Annotated in this window: 16 protein-coding genes; 10 read left to right on the top strand and 6 right to left on the bottom strand. The window is 61.4% G+C overall.

The annotated features are described in order from the left end of the window. The first annotated feature begins 28 nt into the window (after window positions 1-28). The 3 genes from BLU26_RS12835 to BLU26_RS12825 all read left to right on the top strand — a co-directional run bounded on the left by BLU26_RS12835 (window position 29) and on the right by BLU26_RS12825 (window position 1,929). Window positions 29-322, top strand: a complete 294-nt coding sequence (locus tag BLU26_RS12835) for a hypothetical protein (RefSeq protein WP_092287278.1) — start codon at window positions 29-31, stop codon at window positions 320-322. A gap of 74 nt (window positions 323-396) precedes the next feature. Then, window positions 397-879 (top strand): YbhB/YbcL family Raf kinase inhibitor-like protein, encoded by a 483-nt coding sequence (locus tag BLU26_RS12830; RefSeq protein ID WP_092287276.1) that lies wholly within the window; start codon window positions 397-399, stop codon window positions 877-879. A 225-nt stretch (window positions 880-1,104) separates the two neighbouring features. Further along, window positions 1,105-1,929, top strand: a complete 825-nt coding sequence (locus BLU26_RS12825; protein WP_092288486.1) for an acyl-CoA thioesterase — start codon at window positions 1,105-1,107, stop codon at window positions 1,927-1,929. 64 nt (window positions 1,930-1,993) lie between these two features. On the opposite strand, the gene BLU26_RS12820 is transcribed toward BLU26_RS12825, so the two are convergent. Together BLU26_RS12820 and BLU26_RS12815 are read right to left on the bottom strand one after the other, a co-directional pair. Then, window positions 1,994-2,659 carry a crotonase/enoyl-CoA hydratase family protein gene (locus BLU26_RS12820; protein WP_092287274.1) on the bottom strand — a complete coding sequence of 222 codons (666 nt, stop codon included), beginning with the start codon at window positions 2,657-2,659 and terminating at the stop codon, window positions 1,994-1,996. Beyond that, complete coding sequence (locus tag BLU26_RS12815) at window positions 2,656-4,281, bottom strand: AMP-binding protein (protein WP_092287272.1); 1,626 nt, start codon at window positions 4,279-4,281, stop codon at window positions 2,656-2,658. The genes BLU26_RS12820 and BLU26_RS12815 overlap by 4 nt, the downstream gene beginning before the upstream one ends. Window positions 4,282-4,519: 238 nt before the next feature. On the opposite strand from BLU26_RS12815, the gene BLU26_RS12810 reads away from it, so the two are divergent. From BLU26_RS12810 to BLU26_RS12785, 6 genes are all read left to right on the top strand, one after another. Further along, window positions 4,520-5,314, top strand: a complete 795-nt coding sequence (locus BLU26_RS12810; RefSeq protein WP_092287270.1) for an IclR family transcriptional regulator — start codon at window positions 4,520-4,522, stop codon at window positions 5,312-5,314. Window positions 5,315-5,624: 310 nt separating this feature from the next. Beyond that, a complete protein-coding gene (locus BLU26_RS12805) occupies window positions 5,625-7,718 on the top strand; it encodes a 3-hydroxyacyl-CoA dehydrogenase NAD-binding domain-containing protein (RefSeq protein WP_092287268.1) in 2,094 nt (697 codons plus the stop codon). 63 nt (window positions 7,719-7,781) lie between these two features. After that, the gene (locus BLU26_RS12800) at window positions 7,782-8,978 is read left to right on the top strand and encodes an acyl-CoA dehydrogenase family protein (protein WP_092287266.1); all 1,197 of its coding nucleotides are present in this window, start codon (window positions 7,782-7,784) and stop codon (window positions 8,976-8,978) included. Window positions 8,979-8,989: 11 nt separating this feature from the next. Further along, window positions 8,990-10,123 carry an acyl-CoA dehydrogenase family protein gene (locus BLU26_RS12795; protein WP_092287264.1) on the top strand — a complete coding sequence of 378 codons (1,134 nt, stop codon included), beginning with the start codon at window positions 8,990-8,992 and terminating at the stop codon, window positions 10,121-10,123. Between the two features lie 171 nt (window positions 10,124-10,294). Then, on the top strand, window positions 10,295-11,044 hold the full coding sequence (locus BLU26_RS12790; RefSeq protein WP_092287262.1) for an electron transfer flavoprotein subunit beta/FixA family protein: 750 nt from the start codon (window positions 10,295-10,297) through the stop codon (window positions 11,042-11,044). Beyond that, window positions 11,045-11,974, top strand: a complete 930-nt coding sequence (locus BLU26_RS12785; RefSeq protein WP_092287260.1) for an electron transfer flavoprotein subunit alpha/FixB family protein — start codon at window positions 11,045-11,047, stop codon at window positions 11,972-11,974. 119 nt (window positions 11,975-12,093) lie between these two features. Here the strand turns inward: BLU26_RS12785 and BLU26_RS12780 are convergent, their stop codons facing one another. Together BLU26_RS12780 and BLU26_RS12775 are read right to left on the bottom strand one after the other, a co-directional pair. Continuing rightward, window positions 12,094-14,241: a methyl-accepting chemotaxis protein gene (locus BLU26_RS12780; RefSeq protein ID WP_092287258.1), complete on the bottom strand. Its 2,148-nt coding sequence runs from the start codon at window positions 14,239-14,241 to the stop codon at window positions 12,094-12,096. Between the two features lie 201 nt (window positions 14,242-14,442). Further along, entirely contained in the window at window positions 14,443-15,462 is a 1,020-nt protein-coding gene (locus tag BLU26_RS12775; RefSeq protein WP_092287256.1) for a cyclase family protein, read from the bottom strand. A 188-nt stretch (window positions 15,463-15,650) separates the two neighbouring features. Between BLU26_RS12775 and BLU26_RS12770 the strand changes: the two genes are divergently transcribed. Further along, on the top strand, window positions 15,651-16,448 hold the full coding sequence (locus BLU26_RS12770; protein ID WP_092288485.1) for an undecaprenyl-diphosphate phosphatase: 798 nt from the start codon (window positions 15,651-15,653) through the stop codon (window positions 16,446-16,448). A 12-nt stretch (window positions 16,449-16,460) separates the two neighbouring features. On the opposite strand, the gene BLU26_RS12765 is transcribed toward BLU26_RS12770, so the two are convergent. Together BLU26_RS12765 and BLU26_RS12760 are read right to left on the bottom strand one after the other, a co-directional pair. Next, entirely contained in the window at window positions 16,461-17,138 is a 678-nt protein-coding gene (locus BLU26_RS12765) for a cupin domain-containing protein (protein WP_231701943.1), read from the bottom strand. Continuing rightward, entirely contained in the window at window positions 17,138-19,414 is a 2,277-nt protein-coding gene (locus BLU26_RS12760; protein ID WP_092287254.1) for a putative bifunctional diguanylate cyclase/phosphodiesterase, read from the bottom strand. The genes BLU26_RS12765 and BLU26_RS12760 overlap by 1 nt, the downstream gene beginning before the upstream one ends. Window positions 19,415-19,506 lie beyond the last annotated feature (92 nt).

The raw sequence follows: 19,506 nt of genomic DNA, 5'->3' as shown, positions 1-19,506 counted from the left end.
CGCTCCCTCAGTGACCAGAGAAAATTGAATGCAGGCGAATAACGTTTTTGAATGGCTGGGTCAGGTTTTTGGCACCGTCATTCGCTTTATCATCGACAGCCTTGTCTGGCTGTTTACCCTGCTGAGTAACGCCAGCTCGGATTTCGTCAACGGCTTTGCCCGCGCCCTGGGCGTAAACAGCAATCTGCTGAGCATCGCTGCGGTCATTCTAGGGCTATGCCTGATCTATGTCGGCGTACGCTCCTTTATTCGTAAGAAAATCATTCTCGGTATTGTCTGGATTCTGCTCGGGCTCTGGCTGCTCAGCGCACTGATGAACTGAACTGGCAGTCTTGCATGACGCCACTCCCGGCCTACTATTGAGATACCTTTCACGCCAAACTCAAGGAGAACACCATGGGATTTGCCTTTTCCAACGATCTGAAACTTGAAAGCAGGGCGTTTACCGCCGAGGGCGTCATCCCCAGCAAGCACACCGGTGAGGGCGAGGATGTATCCCCCGCACTGAGCTGGAAAAATGCACCGGCGGGCACCCAGAGCTACGCTGTGATCTGCCACGACCCGGACGCGCCGCTGATCTCCGCCAACGGCACCTACGGTTTCGTGCACTGGGTGCTGTACAACATTCCCGGCAGCGTTAACGAGCTGAGCGAAGGCTGCGGCTACTACACCCAGGGCAAGAACAACTTCGGCAAGCTGGGGTACAACGGCCCCATGCCGCCAGAGGGCCATGGTCAGCACAAGTACTACTACTGGATCATCGCGCTGGATACCGAATTGAACCTGCCCGCTGGCCTTACGCTGTGGCAGCTGCTGGAAAAAATCGAGCCCAACGCCACCGCCATGAACCGCCTGATCGGCACCTACAAACGCGGCTGATAGTACCCACAACGGGCGCAGCCTAGTCTGCGTCCGCTGGCTAGCACGCTGCTGGTCGGCAAGACCGCTGCGGCGCAACAGCAATCGCAGGCCTTGCCCCCATCGTCGTTGCGCATGGCGGCCAATTCATGCGACCAAGCTTGCTTGTCGACTGCCGCAGGCACTCATTATTATGACCATCATATTCACCCCGCCCTGCCCTACTATTTCAATCGGAACGACCTGATGACCACCACCTTGCCCGCCAGCCATGCATTCGACCGGGCGATTGCGCTGCAGCCGCTCGCTACCAACCTGTTCAGCGGCGCCACCAGCGACGATTACCAGAACATGGTGGGGCCCTTTGGCGGCGTCACCGCAGCGACGCTGCTCAATGCCGTGCTGCAGCACCCGGAACGCATCGGTGAGCCCGTATCGCTGACCATCAACTTTGCCGGCCCGGTGCAACCCGGCGCGTTCGAGATAGAAGCCACGCCACTGCGCACCAACCGCTCGACCCAGCACTGGTTGCTGCTGCAACGCCAGGGCGGTGAGGTTGTCACCAGCGGCACCGCTTTTTTCGCCACGCGCCGCGAAACCTGGTCCGAGCAGCAGGAGAGCATGCCCGCCGCACCCGCTGCTGACAGCCTGCCGCAGCAAATTCGCCAGGAGCGCAGCTGGTTTCAACATTACGACTTCCGTTATGTAACCGGCCTGTTCCATCCCAAGGAGCAAATCAAGGAGGGGCGCGAGGGCACCGAGAGCCTGCTGTGGGCGCGCGACAACCCGCCACGGCCACTGGACTTTGCGTCACTGACGGCGCTCGGTGATGTATTTGCACCGCGCATTTTTCACCGCCGCCAACGCTTCACCCCCGCCGGCACCGTATCGCTGACGCATTACTTCCACGCCGACGCGGCCCACCTGGCCGCCAGCGGTGACCGCCCACTGCTCGGCCAGGCGCGCGCCACTCGCATGCACAATAATTATTCGGATCAGGTGGCACATCTGTGGAGCGAAGACGGCGTGCTGCTACTGACGTCAACGCAGGTGGCGTACTACAAGGAATAGCAGATGCGGCCAGCGCAACCGCGGGAACGGGCGCTGGCCAGCAAGAGAGGGCCCGCCGGCAGTCTCAGCCGAACAGCTGTGCCAGCTCGTTGCGCAACGAAGCATGCAGCAGCGCGCGGGTCTCGCGGAAAGCGCGCCTGTCCAGCGCCGCCAGCTGGCGCGTTTTTTCCCGAGCGCGCTCCAGCAACCGGTCGGCTGGCTGTAGTTCATCCAGAAAGCCCGCTGCCAAGGCCTGCTGCGGGTCCAGGTATTCAGCCTGCAGCGCACAGCGGTTGAGCCACTGCGGTGCCAACCTGGCACGCGCCTGGGCCATGGCACCCCGCGGCATAGTCATGCCGATGGCGACCTCGTTCAAGCCGATACGAAACGCCCCTTCAGCGCCCAACCGGTAGTCGGCCAGCAAGAGCACAAATGCGGCTTTGGCCATCGCATGCCCGCTGCTGGCAACGACCACCGGTGCGGGGTAATCCAGCAGTGCCAGCGTCAGGCGGTCGCCCGCAGCGCGCATGGCGTCACAGGCCGGGCCACCGGCGTCGATCAATTTGCGATCATAACCGCCGCTGAAGCAGCCAGGCCGTCCGCTGATCAGCAGCGCAGCATCGGCCTGCGCCGCCTCAGCAATAGCAGACAGCAGCTGCTCCAGCATGCTTTCCGACAATGCGTTGACCTTGCCATCATCGAGCTGAATCTCCGCAATACCATCGGCGATAACCAGCGTCAGGCTGCTCATGCCTTGGCCTCATCCCGGGCTTCGTCCCGCAGCACCCGGCGCAGCAGCTTGCCCACGGTCGACTTGGGCAGGTCTTCGCGAATCTCGACATGCTTGGGAATCTTGTAACCGGTCAGCTGCTCGCGGCAGTGGGCAATAATGGCCGCTTCATCCAGCGCCCGGTCAGTCAGGCTGACGTAGATCTTGATCGCCTCACCGGTGCGCTCATCCGGCACGCCCACGGCTACGCACTCGCGAATGCCGGCGTGACGCATGACGGCGTCTTCCACATCGTTGGGGTAAACATTGAAGCCGGAGACCAGAATCATGTCTTTCTTGCGGTCGACCAGCTTGAGAAAGCCCTGGTTGTCGATCACGCCAACATCACCGGTTTTCAACCAACCATCGTCGCTGAAGGTCGCCGCGGTCTCGTCCGGACGATGCCAGTACCCCTGCATCACCTGCGGACCACGGATCAGCACCTCACCCGGCTCACCACGCGGTGTTTCCACGCCGTCGTCATCCACCGTCTTCAACTCGGTGTCGATCACCGGCTGGCCGATATAACCCTCTTTATAGGGCGTCTTGGACGTCGAGGCGACCACCACCGGGGAGGTCTCGGTCAGGCCGTAGCCTTCACGAATCACGCTGCCGGTACGCGCTTCCCAGCGCTTGGCAATCTCGGTATTCAGCGGCGCGCCACCGGAGTTGACCCACTTCAGCCGGCTGAAATCGATATTGTCGAATTCCGGGTGATTCATCAGCGAGACGAACAGCGAGTTGATGCCGGTCAGCAGCGTGAAGGGATGGCGCTTGAGGTCATTGATCATGCCGTCCAGATCACGCGGGTTGGTGATCAGCACACTGTGGAAGCCGGTAAACACCGAGGCTATGCAGTTCGCGGTAAACGCAAAGATATGGTAGAGCGGCAGCGGCGAGATGCGCACTTCCTTGCCGTAGTCGACGTCGCCTTCCTTGAGGATGCTCACCGCCTGCAGGACGTTGCAGAGGATGTTGCGGTGGGTCAGCATCGCGCCCTTGGACACACCGGTGGTGCCGCCGGTGTACTGCAACAACGCCAAGTCATCCAGCGTCCGCTCGGTAGCAACTTCAGGCAGCTCATCGCCCAGACGCAGCGCCTGCATAAAGCGCATTTCATCGGCTTCGGTGCTGTCGTACTGCGGGTTGGTCAGGTCGTCCATGCTGGTGACAATCAGTTTTTCAACGTCGGTCGAGCCCTGAATCTTGCGCACCAGGGGCACCAGCTTGTCGAGCACCACCACCGCCTTGGCGCCGGAATCAGCAAACTGGTGGCGCGTTTCATACGCGGTGTACTGCGGGTTGGTGTTGACGATCACCAGGCCTGCGCGCAGCGCGCCAAAGAGCGCCACCGTGTATTGCAGCAGGTTAGGCAACTGAATCGCCAGGCGGTCGCCCGGCTCAAGGCCAGCGTGATGACGCAGATAGCGCGCAAAGGCATCGGCACGGCCGCGCAGCTGGTTGAACGTCAGCGTATCGGCCCCGCAGGAGAAAGCCGGACCGTCGCCATAGCGGGCGCAGGAAGACTCCAGCACATCAAAAAGGGTGGTATGACCCAGCTCGGCAAGCTGAGTGCCGACGGCATAATGTGCAGGTGTCGACATCTTGACCTCGTTTTTGGACTATTATTTTGCACAGCGGAATGAAGTACCAAAAAGATGCTATTCTATTGAGCCTTACTGTGCAATGATCGAGACAATCACTCAATGGTATCGCTGTGCAGAACGCCCTGTCGTGGTATGTTTCGCGGCTGATCGACAACAATAATAGTCAAGCATCGAACAGTAAGAGTGCCGTACATCGGCCAGAACATCAGGATGCGCCAGCAAGGTAAACAATCCCATGAAAGAAGAGCAGGAAACCAGCACCGCCCCCGTTACCGCGAAGGATCGCAAGTTTGTCGAGGCGCTGTCTCGTGGGTTGGACGTTTTGCGTGCATTCAGCCAAGGCTCTGTGGTCATGGGCAATCAAGACATCGCCCGTATCACCGGCCTGCCCAAGCCCACCGTCTCGCGCATGACCTATACGCTGACCAAACTCGGTTATCTGAGCTATTCCACCCAACTGGAAAAGTACCAGCTCGACTCCGGCGTGCTGGCACTCGGTTACGCCTATGTCTCCAATCTGCGTGTGCGCCAGTTGGCCAAGCCCTATCTTGATGAGTTCGCCCGCACGACCAATACCTCGGTCGGCCTGACGTGTCGCGACCGCCTGTCGATGATCTACGTCGAGAACTGCAGGCCGTCGGAAACCACCTCGCTGCGCATGGACGTCGGCGTGCGCCTGCCGCTGGCCACCACCGCCGCTGGCCGCGCGTACCTCGCCGCGATGAAGGACGAAGAACGCAGCCACGTTATGGATGCCATCAAGGCACGTAATCCGGACGCCTGGCCCGAGCTGAATGCCTCGCTGCAAAAAAGCTTCGCCGAATATGAAAAGCACGGCTTCTGCCTGTCGCTGGGTGACTGGGACCGCAACGTCAACGCCGCCGGGGTGCCCCTGCACCTGCAGGACGGCAGCCTGATGGTGCTCACCTGCGGCGCGCCGTCCTACCTTGTCTCGGAAGAGAAAGTTCAGAATCAGCTGGCTCACCAATTGGCCATGCTCGCCAGAGACATAGAGCGGCTGGGCGTTTAGCGCCCAACCGCTCTATTTCAGCTGCAATCTGCAAGTTAAACCCGTGCGCTCACTCCATCCACCCTTGGTTTGATCCTGGCTTGCGGCTTGTAGCTTGAGGCTTGAGGCTTGCCGCTGTGATGAATCGCCATTCGCGCTAGCGCGGGTGCGATTCATCACCTTTACTGATAAACCCCCATTTCGCGCAAAAGGGGCATCGACAAAGCATTTGTTTTTTTGTATTTTGCCTAGCGAAACATGGTTTCATTATTTCGCCTAGTGAAATAGGCCAATGGTGAAACACTCTTAGCCACACTTACGGAGGTCAAGCATGTCGGACGTGGTCACTCTGGAACGCAAAGGCGCCATTGCGGTTGTCACCGTCAACAACCCACCGGTCAATGCACTGGGCATTGCCGTGCGTGAAGGCCTGCAGAACAGCTTCAAGGCGGCCGAGGCCGATCCTGAGGTCAAGGCTATCGTTCTGATCTGTGAAGGCTCAACCTTCATTGCCGGTGCAGATATCAAGGAATTCGGCAAGCCGCCGAAGGAGCCGAGCCTGCCCGAAGTGGTCGCTGGCATCGAAGCGGGTAGCAAGCCCAGCGTTGCCGTGATCCATGGCACCGCTCTGGGCGGCGGCCTGGAAGTGGCTGTCAGCTGCCACTACCGTATCGCCCGCAAGGACGCCAAGGTCGGCCTGCCGGAAGTCAAACTCGGCCTGCTGCCAGGCGCCGGCGGCACCCAGCGCCTGCCCCGCCTGACCGGCGTTGCCAAAGCGCTCGACATGATCGTCAGCGGCGCCCCCATCAGCGCCACCGAAGCCGTCGAACTGGGCGTCGTTGATCAGTTAATCGAAGGCGACCTGCTGTCTGCCGGTCTGGCCTACGCGGATCAGCTGCTCGCCGAAGGCAAGGGCCCGCGGCGCACCGGCGAGCGTACCGACAAGCTCGAAGGTGTCGACAACGCCGCTGCCGTGGCAGCCAAGCGTGCTGAGATCGAAAAGAAGACCCCTGGCCTGTTCTCGCCACAGCGCTGCGTCTCGGCGGTAGAAGCCGCTTTCACCCTGCCGCTGGCCGAAGGCCTGAAACGCGAGCGCGAACTGTTCGCCGAGTGCCTGGTATCGCCGCAACGCGCCGCCCTGGTACACGCCTTCTTCACCGAGCGTCTGGCCTCCAAGGTCGATGATCTGCCAAAGGACACCCCGGTACGCGACATCCAGTCTGCTGCCGTGATCGGCGGCGGCACCATGGGCGTCGGTATTGCCATGTGCTTTGCCAACGTTGGCATCCCGGTCAAGGTATTGGAGATTACTGCAGAGGCACGCGACAAAGCCATGCAGCGCGCCCGCGATACCTACGGCATGAGCGTCAAGCGCGGCAGCCTGAACGAAGCGGCACTGGAAAAGCGCATGGCGCTGATCAGCGGCGTGACCGATTACGCCGATTTGGCCGACGTTGACTTGGTGGTTGAAGCCGTATTTGAAGAGATGGGCGTCAAACAGAAAGTGTTCGAAGCACTGGATGCCAACTGCAAGCCGGGCGCTATCCTGGCCAGCAACACCTCCTCGCTCGATCTGAACGAGATTGCCAACTTCACCAAGCGCCCTGAAGACGTGGTGGGCTTGCACTTCTTCAGCCCGGCCAACGTTATGCGCCTGCTGGAAGTGGTGCGTGGCGAGAAGACCGCCAACGACGTTCTGGCTACCGCCATGGCGATCGGCAAGAAGCTGAAGAAAGTCGCCGTGCCGGTCGGGGTGTGTGACGGTTTTGTCGGTAACCGCATGGTCTTCCAGTACGGCCGCGAGGCAGAGTTTCTGGTCGAAGAAGGCGCTACTCCGGCTCAGGTCGACGGCGCACTGCGCAAGTTCGGCATGGCCATGGGCCCCTTCGCCATGCGTGACCTGTCCGGTCTGGATATCGGCTTGAGCATTCGCACCCGCCAACGCCAGACGCTGCCAGCCGAATTCAAACTGCCGGTGGTTTTGGACAAGATGGCCGAAGCCGGTATGCTGGGTCAGAAGACCGGCAAGGGCTTTTATGTTTATGAAGCGGGCTCCCGTACCCCGTTGGAGAACCCGGAACTGCCGGCGCTGCTGGAAGCTGCTTCAAAAGAGCAGGGTATCGAGCGCCGCGAGCTGTCCGATGAGTACATCATCGAGCGCACCATCTATGCCCTGATCAACGAGGGTGCCAAGATCCTCGAAGAAGGCATCGCGCAGCGTGCCAGCGACATCGACGTGATCTACCTCAACGGGTACGGCTTCCCGGCCTTCCAGGGTGGTCCCATGTTCTATGCCGACGCTGTGGGTCTGGATCGCGTGTACGCAAAAATCTGTGAGTTTCACGAGCAGCATGGCGCCTGGTGGAAACCGGCCGCCCTGCTGGAAAAACTGGCCAAAGAAGGTCGCAAGTTCGCCGATCTTTGATAAATCAGGGTGGCCGGTGCCGACACCGGCCACCGGATACCCGTATTACAACGAGGACTGACAATGGAAATCCATTTTTCTCCCGAACAGCTCGCCTTCCGCGATGAAGTGCGTGAATTCCTGAAACAGGAGCTGCCTGCAGACATCGCTCAGAAGGTCAAACTGGCCAAGCACCTGAGCAAGGAAGACCATGAGCGCTGGCAGAAAATTCTGTCCAAGCGTGGCTGGTATGCGCCAGGCTGGCCGGTAGAGCACGGCGGCACTACTTGGGGCCCGATCGAGAAGCACATCTTTGACGAAGAGTCCGCCGCTGCCGGTGCACCGCGCCTGGTGCCGTTCGGCGTCAACATGGTGGCCCCGGTCATCATCAAGTTCGGCTCTGAAGAACAGAAAGCCACCTACCTGCCACGCATCCTCGACGGCACCGACTGGTGGTGTCAGGGTTACTCCGAGCCGGGCGCCGGTTCCGACCTAGCCTCGCTGAAGACCCGCGCTGTGCGCGACGGCGATCACTACATCGTCAACGGTCAGAAGACCTGGACCACCCTGGGCCAGCACGCCAACTGGATCTTCTGTCTGGTACGTACCGATCCCGAAGCCCAGCAGCAGCGCGGTATTTCCTTCCTGCTGATCGACATGGCGACCCCGGGCATCACCGTGCGTCCGATCCTGACCCTGGACGGCGACCATGAAGTCAACGAAGTCTTCTTCGACGACGTCAAGGTGCCGGTGGAAAACCTGGTGGGCGAAGAGAACAAGGGCTGGACCTGCGCCAAGTACCTGCTGACCCACGAGCGTACTGGCCTGGCCGGCATCGGCGCTTCCAAGGCAGCGCTGACCAACCTCAAGCGCATTGCCAGCAAGCAGCAGAAGAACGGCAAGCCGCTGATCGAAGACGCGCTGTTCCGCAGCCAGATCGCGGAAGTCGAAATGTCCCTGATGGCCGCCGAGATGAGCACCCTGCGTATTGTTGCTGCGGCCTCCGAAGGCGGCGTACCTGGCTCGGAAAGCTCCATCCTGAAAGTGCAAGGCACCGAAATCCGTCAGGCCATCACCCACCTGATGCGCAAGGCGCTGGGCCCCTACGCCCTGCCCTTCCTGCCGGAAGAGCTGGAGCTGGACTACGACGGCGAGCTGCTCGTCGACGACTACGCGGCCTCTCCGGCCTCGCAGTATTTCAACATGCGTAAACTGTCGATCTTCGGCGGATCCAACGAGATCCAGAAGAACATCGTCTCAAAAATGATTCTTGAGCTCTGAGGAGGCCGACCGTGGATTTCAAATTGACCGAAGAACAACAGATGCTGCAGGAAACTGCCGAGCGCCTGGTTCGTGACGTGTACGACTTCGAAAGCCGCAACAAATTCAGCGAAAGCGAAGCCGGCTTCAGCACTGCCTTCTGGCAGCAGATGGGCGAGCTGGGCCTGACCGCCATTCCCTTCCCCGAAGAACTCGGCGGCTTTGGCGGCAGCGGCATAGAAACCATGCTGATCATGGAACAGCTGGGCAAGGGCATCTGCCTTGAGCCCTACATGGAATCCGTGATTCTGGCCGGCGGCCTGATCGGCCAGCTGGGCAGCGACGCACAGAAAGAAGAGCTGATGGGCGCGATTGCCAGCGGCGAGCTGCAGGCCGCCGTTGCACTGGATGAGCTGAACAGCCACTACGATCTGGCCAACGTCACCACCACTGCCAAGCAAGACGGTAGCGAGTGGAGCCTGAGCGGCCGCAAGGGTGTGGTCATCGGTGGCCAGACCGCAGGCAAAATTCTGGTGTCTGCCCGTACCGCCGGCGATAGCCGCGACGAGCAAGGCATCAGCCTGTTCCTGGTTGATCCGACCAGTGCTGGCGTCAGCCGCCGTGTGTACGCCACCGTTGACGGTCGCAAGGCCTGTGAACTCTTCCTCGACAACGCCAAGGGCGAACTGCTGGGCGAAGCTGGCAAGGCCTTTGATGCCATTCGTTACCAGAGCGGCCGCGCCATTGCCGCCCTGTGTGCCGAAGCCGTTGGCGCCATGCGCGCGACCTGCGATCTGACCCTGGACTACCTGAAAACCCGCAAACAGTTTGGCGTGGTGATCGGCAAGTTCCAGGTTCTGCAGCACCGCATGGTCGACATGATCAGTGAGCTGGAGCGTGCCACTTCGATGACCACGCTGGCTGCCTGCCTCGCCGACGACGAAGACAGCGCCGAGCGCAGCGCCAAGCTGTCCGCGGCCAAGTTCATCGTCAACCGCGCCGCGCGTTTTGTTGCCGAGCAGTCCATCCAGCTGCATGGCGGCATCGCCATGACCTGGGAGTACAATGGCGCGCATTACGCCAAGCGCCTGGTGATGATCAGCCACCAGTTTGGTGATGATGACTACCACCTGGAAGCCTACGCAGCGCAACTGACCGGCGCGTAAGTCACTTCCGGACTGCCGGGTCGGCGAGACAAATAGGTCGCCAACCCGGCATTTTTGTCTGTAAAAGCGACAATTTGCCCTTCCGGGCGCCCTGCGCGCCCGGTATCCTAGGCACCCCTTTTAATGTCATGCGCCCTTGGGCGTCTCAAGACTTGTGGAGGACTAACGTCCATGAAAATCCTCGTTGCCGTTAAGCGCGTGGTCGATTACAACGTCAAGGTTCGCGTCAAGGCGGACAACTCCGGCGTCGATCTCGCCAACGTCAAAATGTCGATGAACCCCTTCTGCGAAATCGCCGTGGAAGAAGCCGTACGCCTGAAAGAGAAAGGTGTTGCGACTGAGATCATCGCCGTCACCGTCGGCCCGACTGCTGCCCAGGAGCAGCTGCGCACCGCATTGGCGCTGGGCGCCGACCGCGCCGTGCTGGTCGAGTCTGCCGAAGAACTGAGCTCGCTGGCCATTGCCAAGCTGCTCAAGGGCGTTGTCGACAAGGAACAGCCACAGCTGGTCATCCTCGGCAAGCAGGCCATCGATTCCGACAACAACCAGACTGGCCAGATGCTGGCGGCACTGAGCGGTTACGCCCAGGGCACCTTTGCCTCTGAAGTCGCGGTTGATGGCGACAAGGTCAAGGTTACCCGTGAAATCGACGGCGGCCTGCAGACGGTTGAACTGAAACTGCCGGCCATTGTGACCACCGACTTGCGTCTGAACGAGCCACGCTACGCGTCGCTGCCGAACATCATGAAGGCCAAGAAGAAGCCGCTGGAAACCCTCAAGCCGGAAGACCTGGGCGTCAGCACCAGCTCCACCGTGACCACCCTGAAGGTTGAAGCACCGGCCGCGCGCAGCGCCGGCATCAAGGTCAAGAGCGTCGACGAACTGGTCGACAAACTCAAGAACGAAGCCAAGGTGATCTAAATGACGATTTTGGTTATTGCTGAACACAACAACGCCGAGCTGAACGCAGCGACCCTGAACACCCTGGCCGCTGCTGCGGCCATCGGTGGCGACATCGACGTACTGGTTGCTGGCGAAGGCTGCTCCGCCGTGGCCGACGCCGCGGCCAAGGCCGCTGGCGTGAGCAAGGTGCTGCTGGCTGATAACGCCGCCTACGCACACCAGCTGCCGGAAAACATCGCGGCCCTGGTCGCCGAGCTGGGCAAGGGCTACAGCCACATCCTGGCCGCTGCCAGCACCAACGGTAAGAACTACCTGCCGCGCGTTGCCGCGCTGCTGGACGTTGACCAGATCTCCGAGATCATTGCCGTCGAAAGCGCCGATACCTTCAAGCGCCCGATCTATGCCGGTAACGCCATTGCCACCGTGCAATCGAGCGCCGCCATCAAGGTCATCACCGTGCGCGCCACCGGCTTTGACGCCGTGGCAGCCGAAGGCGGCAGCGCCAGCGTTGAAGCGGTTTCCTCCGTGCAGGACGCGGGCGTTTCCAGCTTTGTGGGTGAAGAGCTGGCCAAGTCTGACCGTCCTGAACTGGCCGGTGCCAAGATCGTCGTTTCGGGCGGCCGCGGTATGCAGAATGGCGACAACTTCGAAATGCTCTACAAGGTGGCCGACAAGCTGGGCGCCGCTGTGGGTGCATCACGCGCCGCGGTCGACGCCGGCTTCGTACCCAACGACATGCAGGTCGGTCAGACCGGCAAGATCGTCGCACCGCAGCTGTACGTTGCAGTCGGCATCTCCGGCGCCATCCAGCATTTGGCCGGTATGAAAGACTCCAAGGTGATCGTTGCGATCAACAAGGACGAAGAAGCGCCGATCTTCCAGGTAGCGGATTACGGTCTGGTTGCAGACCTGTTTGAAGCTGTGCCTGAGCTGGAAAGCAAGCTCTAAGCCGCAGGCCAAGAGCAGCCGCCAGCTTCAAGCGACAGCTACAAGAAAACCCCGGTCTCGAGAGAGCCGGGGTTTTTCTTTGCTCAGCGTGCGGCTTGCGGCTTGCAGCTGCCGGCCGGCTACCTGTCTGCGCTAACCTGAAAGCTGTCTGACAACTGGTGCAGACGCGAGGCGGTTTCCTTCACCTGACCCGAGCTGGTGCGCAGCGCCTGGATCACCTGGCTCATCGATTGCGTCGCCACGGCCACGTGGCCGGCCTGACGACCGTGCTCCTTGCTGTTGGTGTCCATCACCGAGATCACCTCAAACAGCTCTTCCACCGTCTTGTGCAGCATGTCGTTGTCGTCCGATGCACTGGCGGCCTGTTGCAGCTGGTGATCCACATCGGCGACGCCTTTTTCCATCACAATCACAGTTTCGCGGGTAGCGTCCCGGATGGTGGTAATGCCCTGGCTGATCTCCTCGGCCGCCTTGGCGGTACGTGAGGCCAGCGCGCGCACCTCATCGGCCACCACGGCAAAGCCACGGCCATGTTCGCCCGCCCTGGCCGCCTCGATGGCCGCGTTGAGCGCCAGCAGGTTGGTCTGGCTGGTAATGTCGGTAATCAGCGAGACCATGCCGACAATGTCGCCGGTGCGCTTGTCGAGGACCTGCACACTGGCCGCCGAGCTTTCGACGATGTCGCGGATCTTGCGCGTACCGCTGGTAACCGTATCCAGCCGCTCCCGCGCCGCCTCGACCACGCTGGCCATATTGGTTTTCATCTGCGCGGCGGTTTCCGAGGCCGCTGTCACCGTCTGTAGCTGCGCCTCGATCATGTTCAGCATCTGCTGAATATTGGTGGTCACCTCTTCGGCGGTGTCGCTGGCCTGCTGATTGCGGCCGAGCATTTGCTCGCTGTTCTGCAGCGCGTGGCGGCTGGCCTGCTTGACCCGGCCAACGATGGTATCGAGATTGTCGATGAAGCTGTTGATCCAACGCCCCAGCTCGCCGGTCTCATCCGGCACCAGGCGCGAGGTATCCATGCGCTGACTGAGGTTGCCCTCGCCCTCGGCGATATTGCGAATGATCTCCGTCATGCGGCCCAGCCGCCGCGCCAGCGTGCGCGTAGCACGGCGCCAGAACCAGAGCGCTGCCGCCGCGAGCACGCCCACGTGCGCCAGGTGCTCTACCCATCCGGTCAGCCCCGCGTAACTGAAGCCGATCTGCGCGGCAAACACCAGCACCATCAACAGCATGAACTGCTTCATCAGGTCGTAACTCAGCGAGCGGTAGCGATAGACCTCTTCCAGATCCGCCTCGCACATCATGCCCCAACGGTCCGGCGACCCCGGCAGATTGAAAGTGACCCCCTTACCGATCACCGGGATGTGACGGTAATCAGAGTAGCCCGGGTACTTCACATACAGGTTTTCGCCCTTGCGGATGGTTTCGCGCACCCCCGGATGCAGTTCGCCCGTCGCCGGGTCGGTAAAACGCACCTCGAACTCGGTGTGCTCGCGCACACTCACCGCGCCCCATTTGGTGGGAATACCGCTCTTGAGGTTATCGCCATGACTGAAGGTGCTGTCTTCAAAGCGCGAGCGCGACAACGCACGACCCGGCTCGATCGACGGGTTGAAACGCGACTCGACCATGAAGATGTAGTTGTCGCCGGATTCCTGATAGATATGCCCGGCCTCGCGCTGAATCAGGTCGCCCAGCACGTCATTGGGCACGCGCGCGCACAGGCAGCCCAGCAGCACCCCCGCGGCGTCATGCAGCGGCAGGTAGAACATCAGGGTTACGGCATCATGGAAACTGGAGGTAGAGGGCCCGAGGCTTTTGGTTCTTGGATCCACGTAGGGACCGTGCAAGAAGCGGTGTTGCAGGCCAGCCCGGATAGCCTGCCCGTCCATCACCAGGCCGCTGATCTGGCCAGCACTACTGGCGCGCACCAGTCCATTTTCATCCAGCAGCAAAAGCTCGGAGGCGTCCGGCAATTTGCTGCGCAGGCCCTGCAGCTGATGCTCGGTGACCCCCGTGAGTTCAGCGCCCAAGCTGTGACCGATGCTCTGCAGCGCGTTCCACTGATTCTCACACCACTGCTGCAACAAACGTACACGGGTGGCTGCCAGGCTGTTGAATATGGCTTCAAGCTGGCCGTAGCGGTTGTTGTTGACCCAGCAGGCCCAGCCCATGGTCAGCTTGCCGGTGGCGGCCGTCCAGGGTAACCAGCTGCGTTCGGCGGCTGACAGATTCATTTCATCGCTGCGTAACGACGCCATGGCTATTCCCCGTTAAATACATTGGATAACCATTCTCACAGCAAGATATGCGCCATGCCATGCGGGCGCGTGATATCAAAACGCCTTTAGGCGCTTTGCTGCAATAGAGGATCGCAACAGGAGGGAAAATCATCTGGCGCCGCCCAACAGCGGCGCACACCTGCGCGACGACGCGCCACTATGGTGCATCGTCGCGCGAGACTATACCAACGCCACCGGCGATGTCGGCGAACCCACCGCACCCGGCAGGCGCAGGGGCGGCGCCGTGAGCAGGAAACGCGAGCGCCCGGATGCACGCAGATAGCGCGCCAATTCGCTGAGATACCATAACTCGCCGAGATGGATACCCAACTTGAACAGGCAGTGCTCATGTAACGGCAGCGCAGCGCAGCAGCCCTCTGCAGCGCGGGCAGGATATGCTTCTACCGCGTAATTGTCGGCAATCAGCACACTCAGCCCACTGTCGGTGATCCACTGCAGCAACGCCGGGTCGCGGCCATCCAGCACGGCGCAGCTGGTTTCCAGCCGGTGCGCGTCGGGCTCGCCGTTCATTTCCAGGATCAGATCAGCAAAGCCGGTATAGAGGCACACCATGTCGCCGGGCTCGACTTCGATGCCGTCGGCGGCGCAGATAGCCATCAGCCTCGCATGATCAACCAGCACCCGTTCGCGGCCACAATGGCGCTCAAGATCAATCAACACTGCCCGTCCGCTGACCGCTGTGGCCGCCATTTTCTCGATGCCCAGACGCGTCGCTTTCACACCCTCGAGCGCATCGTCGTGGCCGGCTGGGCCCTGCACGTGCTCACCGGCGCGCCAGCCGTTGTAATACAAGGGCTCGGCCACGCCGTCCCCATCGGCGTCAAAGCGCCCGCCGACATGCGACAAGGCATCCCACTGCGTGGAGTACTGGGTGTACAGCAGCACCGCATCATCGCTGACCACATCGGTAAAGGCCGGATTCAGGCGGTTAAGCTCAAAGTTGTAGTTGAGCTTGCCTTCGCGTCCGGAGGTAAAGAAGCGCGGCGGATGGCGAAACCGATTGAGTGCATTACCGCCCGGCATATCCAACGGCAGACTGAGGCAGAAACTGCGGCCCTCACGTACCTCAGCAACGCCTTGCAGTACCTTCTCCGGGGTCAGCAGGTTGAGCCTGCCGAGCTCGTCATCCACGCCAAAGTCGCCCCAATTGGAGCCTTGCGGTCGATTTTTCCAGCGCATCGGGTGCCTCCTGTTGTTGTTCTATCACGCTACCTTGCCATGCCGTGGCGAGGCTCGGCAGCCCGCGGGCCGCTGAATCACTTCGCGTGTTGGTCCGCCATAAGCCGCGCGGCGCCAACGGGGCTCGCGCTGCAGCGCGCGGCATGCTTTACTTGCGCCTGATTTTTTTCAGGAGCTTTGGCCCGATTATGGATTGGCTACAAGTTATTGTTCTGGCGATCGTTCAGGGCGTTACCGAGTTTCTTCCTGTTTCCAGCTCTGCCCACCTGATTTTGGTGCCGGTACTGACTGACTGGCCGGACCAGGGGCTGGCCTTCGACGTTGCGCTGCACCTGGGTAGCCTGTCGGCGGTGCTGATCTACTTCCGGCGGGACATCTTCGGCATGACCGTCAGCTGGGGCCGCTCGCTGAAGACCCGCGAGCTGGATGCCGACGCCAAGCTGGCCTGGGCGGTGATTCTGGGCACCATACCGGTCGGCCTCGCTGGCCTGCTACTCAAGGACACCGTGGAAACGGTGCTGCGCTCGCCGATTTATCTGGCGATCGGCCTGATCGCCTTTGGTCTGCTGCTGAGCTGGGCCGACTGGCGCCACAAGGGAGAGCGCAGCGAGTACCAGATGAACTGGAAGGACGTACTACTGATCGGCTGTGCCCAGGCACTGGCGCTGTTTCCCGGCACCTCGCGCTCGGGTATCACCATGACCGCCGCGCTGCTGCTGGGCCTGAGCCGCGAGGCCTCGGCACGCTTCTCGTTCCTGCTGTCGATTCCGGTCATTGTGCTGGCCTGCGGCCTGGAAACCATTGAGCTGATCAAGGCGCAGGTGCCGATTGATGTGGCCGCCATGGTCGGCGGGGTGGTGCTGTCGGGCATCAGCGCCTACCTGTGCATCCACTACTTTTTGGCCTTCATCAAGCGCATCGGCATGCAGCCGTTCGTGATCTACCGTCTAGTGCTGGGCATCGCCCTGTTGTGGATCTTCCTGTAAGCCAACGGGCCGTCAGAGGCGCAGCGCACCCAGCTTGAGCAACACTTGAGTGGGCGCGCTCGCGCAGAGCATCCGCAGACCCAGCGCCGGGTCACGCAGCCAGCTGTATTGCGATAGCGGTTGAACAACAGCTGAACCCGCCTGCTCACTCAAGCTGCCGCCAAGCACCAGCAGTTCGCCGCTGACTGGCGGCGGCATCATCAGCCGCGCGCCAGCCGCGCACTCGATCAGCCACGTCTGCTCCTGCCCGTGGGTGTGCAGCAGGCATTGCCGCTGCCCGGAGGCGGTCGTCTGCCAGCAGAACGCGTCAGGCGGCAGTCGCAGTGCCTGCTGATCGGCTTCAGCAAACTGGTTGAGCTTCACAAACAACAGGCACCCTGCCGCCGAATACGGCGCATGCCGCGAACCCGCCGGGCTGCGTAGGTAGCTGCCTGCCGGGTAGTCGCCGCCGTCATCACTGAACACACCCGACAGCACCAGAATTTCTTCCCCCTTGGGGTGCAGGTGCGCCGGAAAATGCGTACCGGGCAGGTACTCCACCAAACTGGTAACCTGACCGCTTTCCGGTGCCTCCCGCTCCAGCGGCCAGCGCCGCACCGGCGCCTGCGGTGCATCCTGCCACTGCTGATCATCGGGGCGCACACAGATGGCCTGATCCCGCGCCATATTGAGCGGCGCAAAGCTCGCCATCAGGCCGGCCCCGCCGCCAACAGCCGCTCGACCTCCGCGGCCGGCAGCGGTGCGTTGTACAGGTAGCCCTGGCCGGTGTCGCAGCCGAACTCGCGCAGCAGCGCCTCCTGCGCCGGCGTCTCGATGCCCTCGGCGGTAATGCTCAGCTGCAGGCTCTTGCCCAGCGCAATAATGGCGCGGGCCATGGCGCTGTCGCTGCCACTGCCCGGCAAGTCGCTGATAAAACCGCGGTCGATTTTCAGCTTGTTGACCGGCATGCGCTTGAGCCGCAATAGCGACGAGTAACCGGTGCCGAAATCGTCAATCGCCAATCGCACGCCCAGCTCTGCCAGACGATCCAGCAGCAGCTCGCTCTGTTCGCCGTGCTGCATGACCTCGTCTTCGGTGACCTCCAGCTCCAGATGCGACGCCTCCAGGCCACACTGGGTGAGTGCCGCGCGGGCACTGCTGACTACATCACCGCGCTCCATCCAGTAACCCGACATGTTCACCGCCATGGAGCGCAAGGGGTAACCCGCATCCAACCAGAGACGCATCTGTCGGCACGCCTGATGCAGCACAAACTCATCAATGTCGCCCATCAGACCGGCGTGCCGTGCGACCGGCAGAAACTCGTTGGGGGGGATGATGCCCTGCTCCGGATGCTGCCAGCGCACCAATGCCTCCAGACCGGCCCACTGGCCGCTGCGCAGATCCTTCTGTAGCTGGTAATACACCCGCAGTTGGCCGCGCTGCAGTGCCAGATGCAAGTCGCTTTCCAGGCTCATCCGCCGGCGCGCCTGCTCGGTCAGCGCCTGAGTATAAAAAGCGTAGTTGTTGCGGCCGCGCTGCTTCGCCAGGGTCACGGCCGAGTCCGCATTTTTCAACAGATCGGCGCCATCCTGCCCATCATCCGGAAACAGGCTGAGACCCAAGCTGGCCGTCATGTGCACCAACTGCCCCTCCAGCTGGAACGGTGCAGAAAGGGCGAGTTGAATGCGCTCCGCCAGCCGGCTCAGCTCCTCAACGGCGGCGCGCCGCTCAACCAGGATGACAAACTCGTCACCGCCCAGCCTGGCCAGGGTGTCGCCCTCTTCGCAGAGGTGATCCATGCGCCGCGCGGCCGTCAGCAGCAGCTGATCGCCCAGACTGTGTCCGAGACTATCGTTGACCCCCTTGAAGCGATCCAGGTCAACAAATACCAGGCCCAGTCGCTGCTGCTGGCGACGCGCCCGACTCACTGCCGTGGTCAGCCGCTCGGTTATCAGCAGACGATTGGGCAACTTGGTCAGCGGATCATGGTGAGCCAGATAGTCGATTTCTTCCTGACTGCGCTTGATCAGGCTCATATCGGCGAATACCGCAACGTAGTGCGTCAGTTGGCCAAGGTGATCGGTGACGGCAATGATGTTCTGCCATTGCGGATAGACCTCGCCGTCCTTGCGTCGATTCCAGATTTCTCCCGACCAGCGCCCCGTCGCTTTGATCTGCTGCCACATGTGCTGATAGAAGGCGTTGTCGTGGCGGCCCGAGGCAAGCAGCACTGGCTGCCGGCCAATGACCTCCTCGGCGCGATAACCGGTGATCTCGCAGAAGGCGTTGTTGACGTCGATGATGTTCTGCTCAGCATCGCAGATCAGCATGCCCTCGCTGGTGCAGTCGAACATGGCGCTGGCCTGGCGCAATCGATGCTCACGCTCGACCCGCTCGGTCACATCACGCAGGACCCCTGTCAACCGCACTGCACGGCCCTGCGCATTACGCAATGCGCGTCCGCTGGCCTGCACCCAACAATGGCCGCCCGTGGCCAGGCGCAAGCGGTAGGTCCGATCAACACGCTCGGTTTCCCCGCGCAGGTGACTCACCAACGCCGCACGGGTTAGCTGCTGATCTTCATCTGCCAGCTGGTTGCGCCAAAGCGTCTGCATATCCGCAGGCGAGCCTTCGGGCAGACAAAGAATTTCCCGTGAGCGGGCCGATAGATAAAGCGAGCCTGATTGCAGATCCCAGTCCCACAGGCCGTCGTTGGCGCCATCCAACGCCAATGACAGGCGCTCACCGCTCTGGCGCAACGCCTCCTCCTGCTGGCGCCGCTTGCGTAACTGATAACGCGCAGAAAAAAACAGCAGCGCCGAGGTAACCAGCACAAAGGCTACGCCCTTGGCGCTCTGCAAGGCTTGCTGAGTGGCGGCATCCAACCCCATCAGCACCAGCAGATAGTCGCTGAAGAGTATCCACACAGTGGCGAGGATGAGGTATTTGAGGGTAATGAACGCGGCGCTGGCGGTCGAGTTCATAGTCACGTCTGCGGGTCTGGCATAAACATTTGGCAACTATAGCAGGGCGGGTCAGGCGACCCGCGGTCATGTTAATTGACGATTTCTTGGTC

It is taken from the genome of Halopseudomonas sabulinigri (assembly GCF_900105255.1).
GTDB lineage: Bacteria > Pseudomonadota > Gammaproteobacteria > Pseudomonadales > Pseudomonadaceae > Halopseudomonas > Halopseudomonas sabulinigri.
The sequence above is the reverse complement of the archived record's forward strand: the minus strand, read 5'-3'. Positions and strand labels throughout refer to the sequence as shown.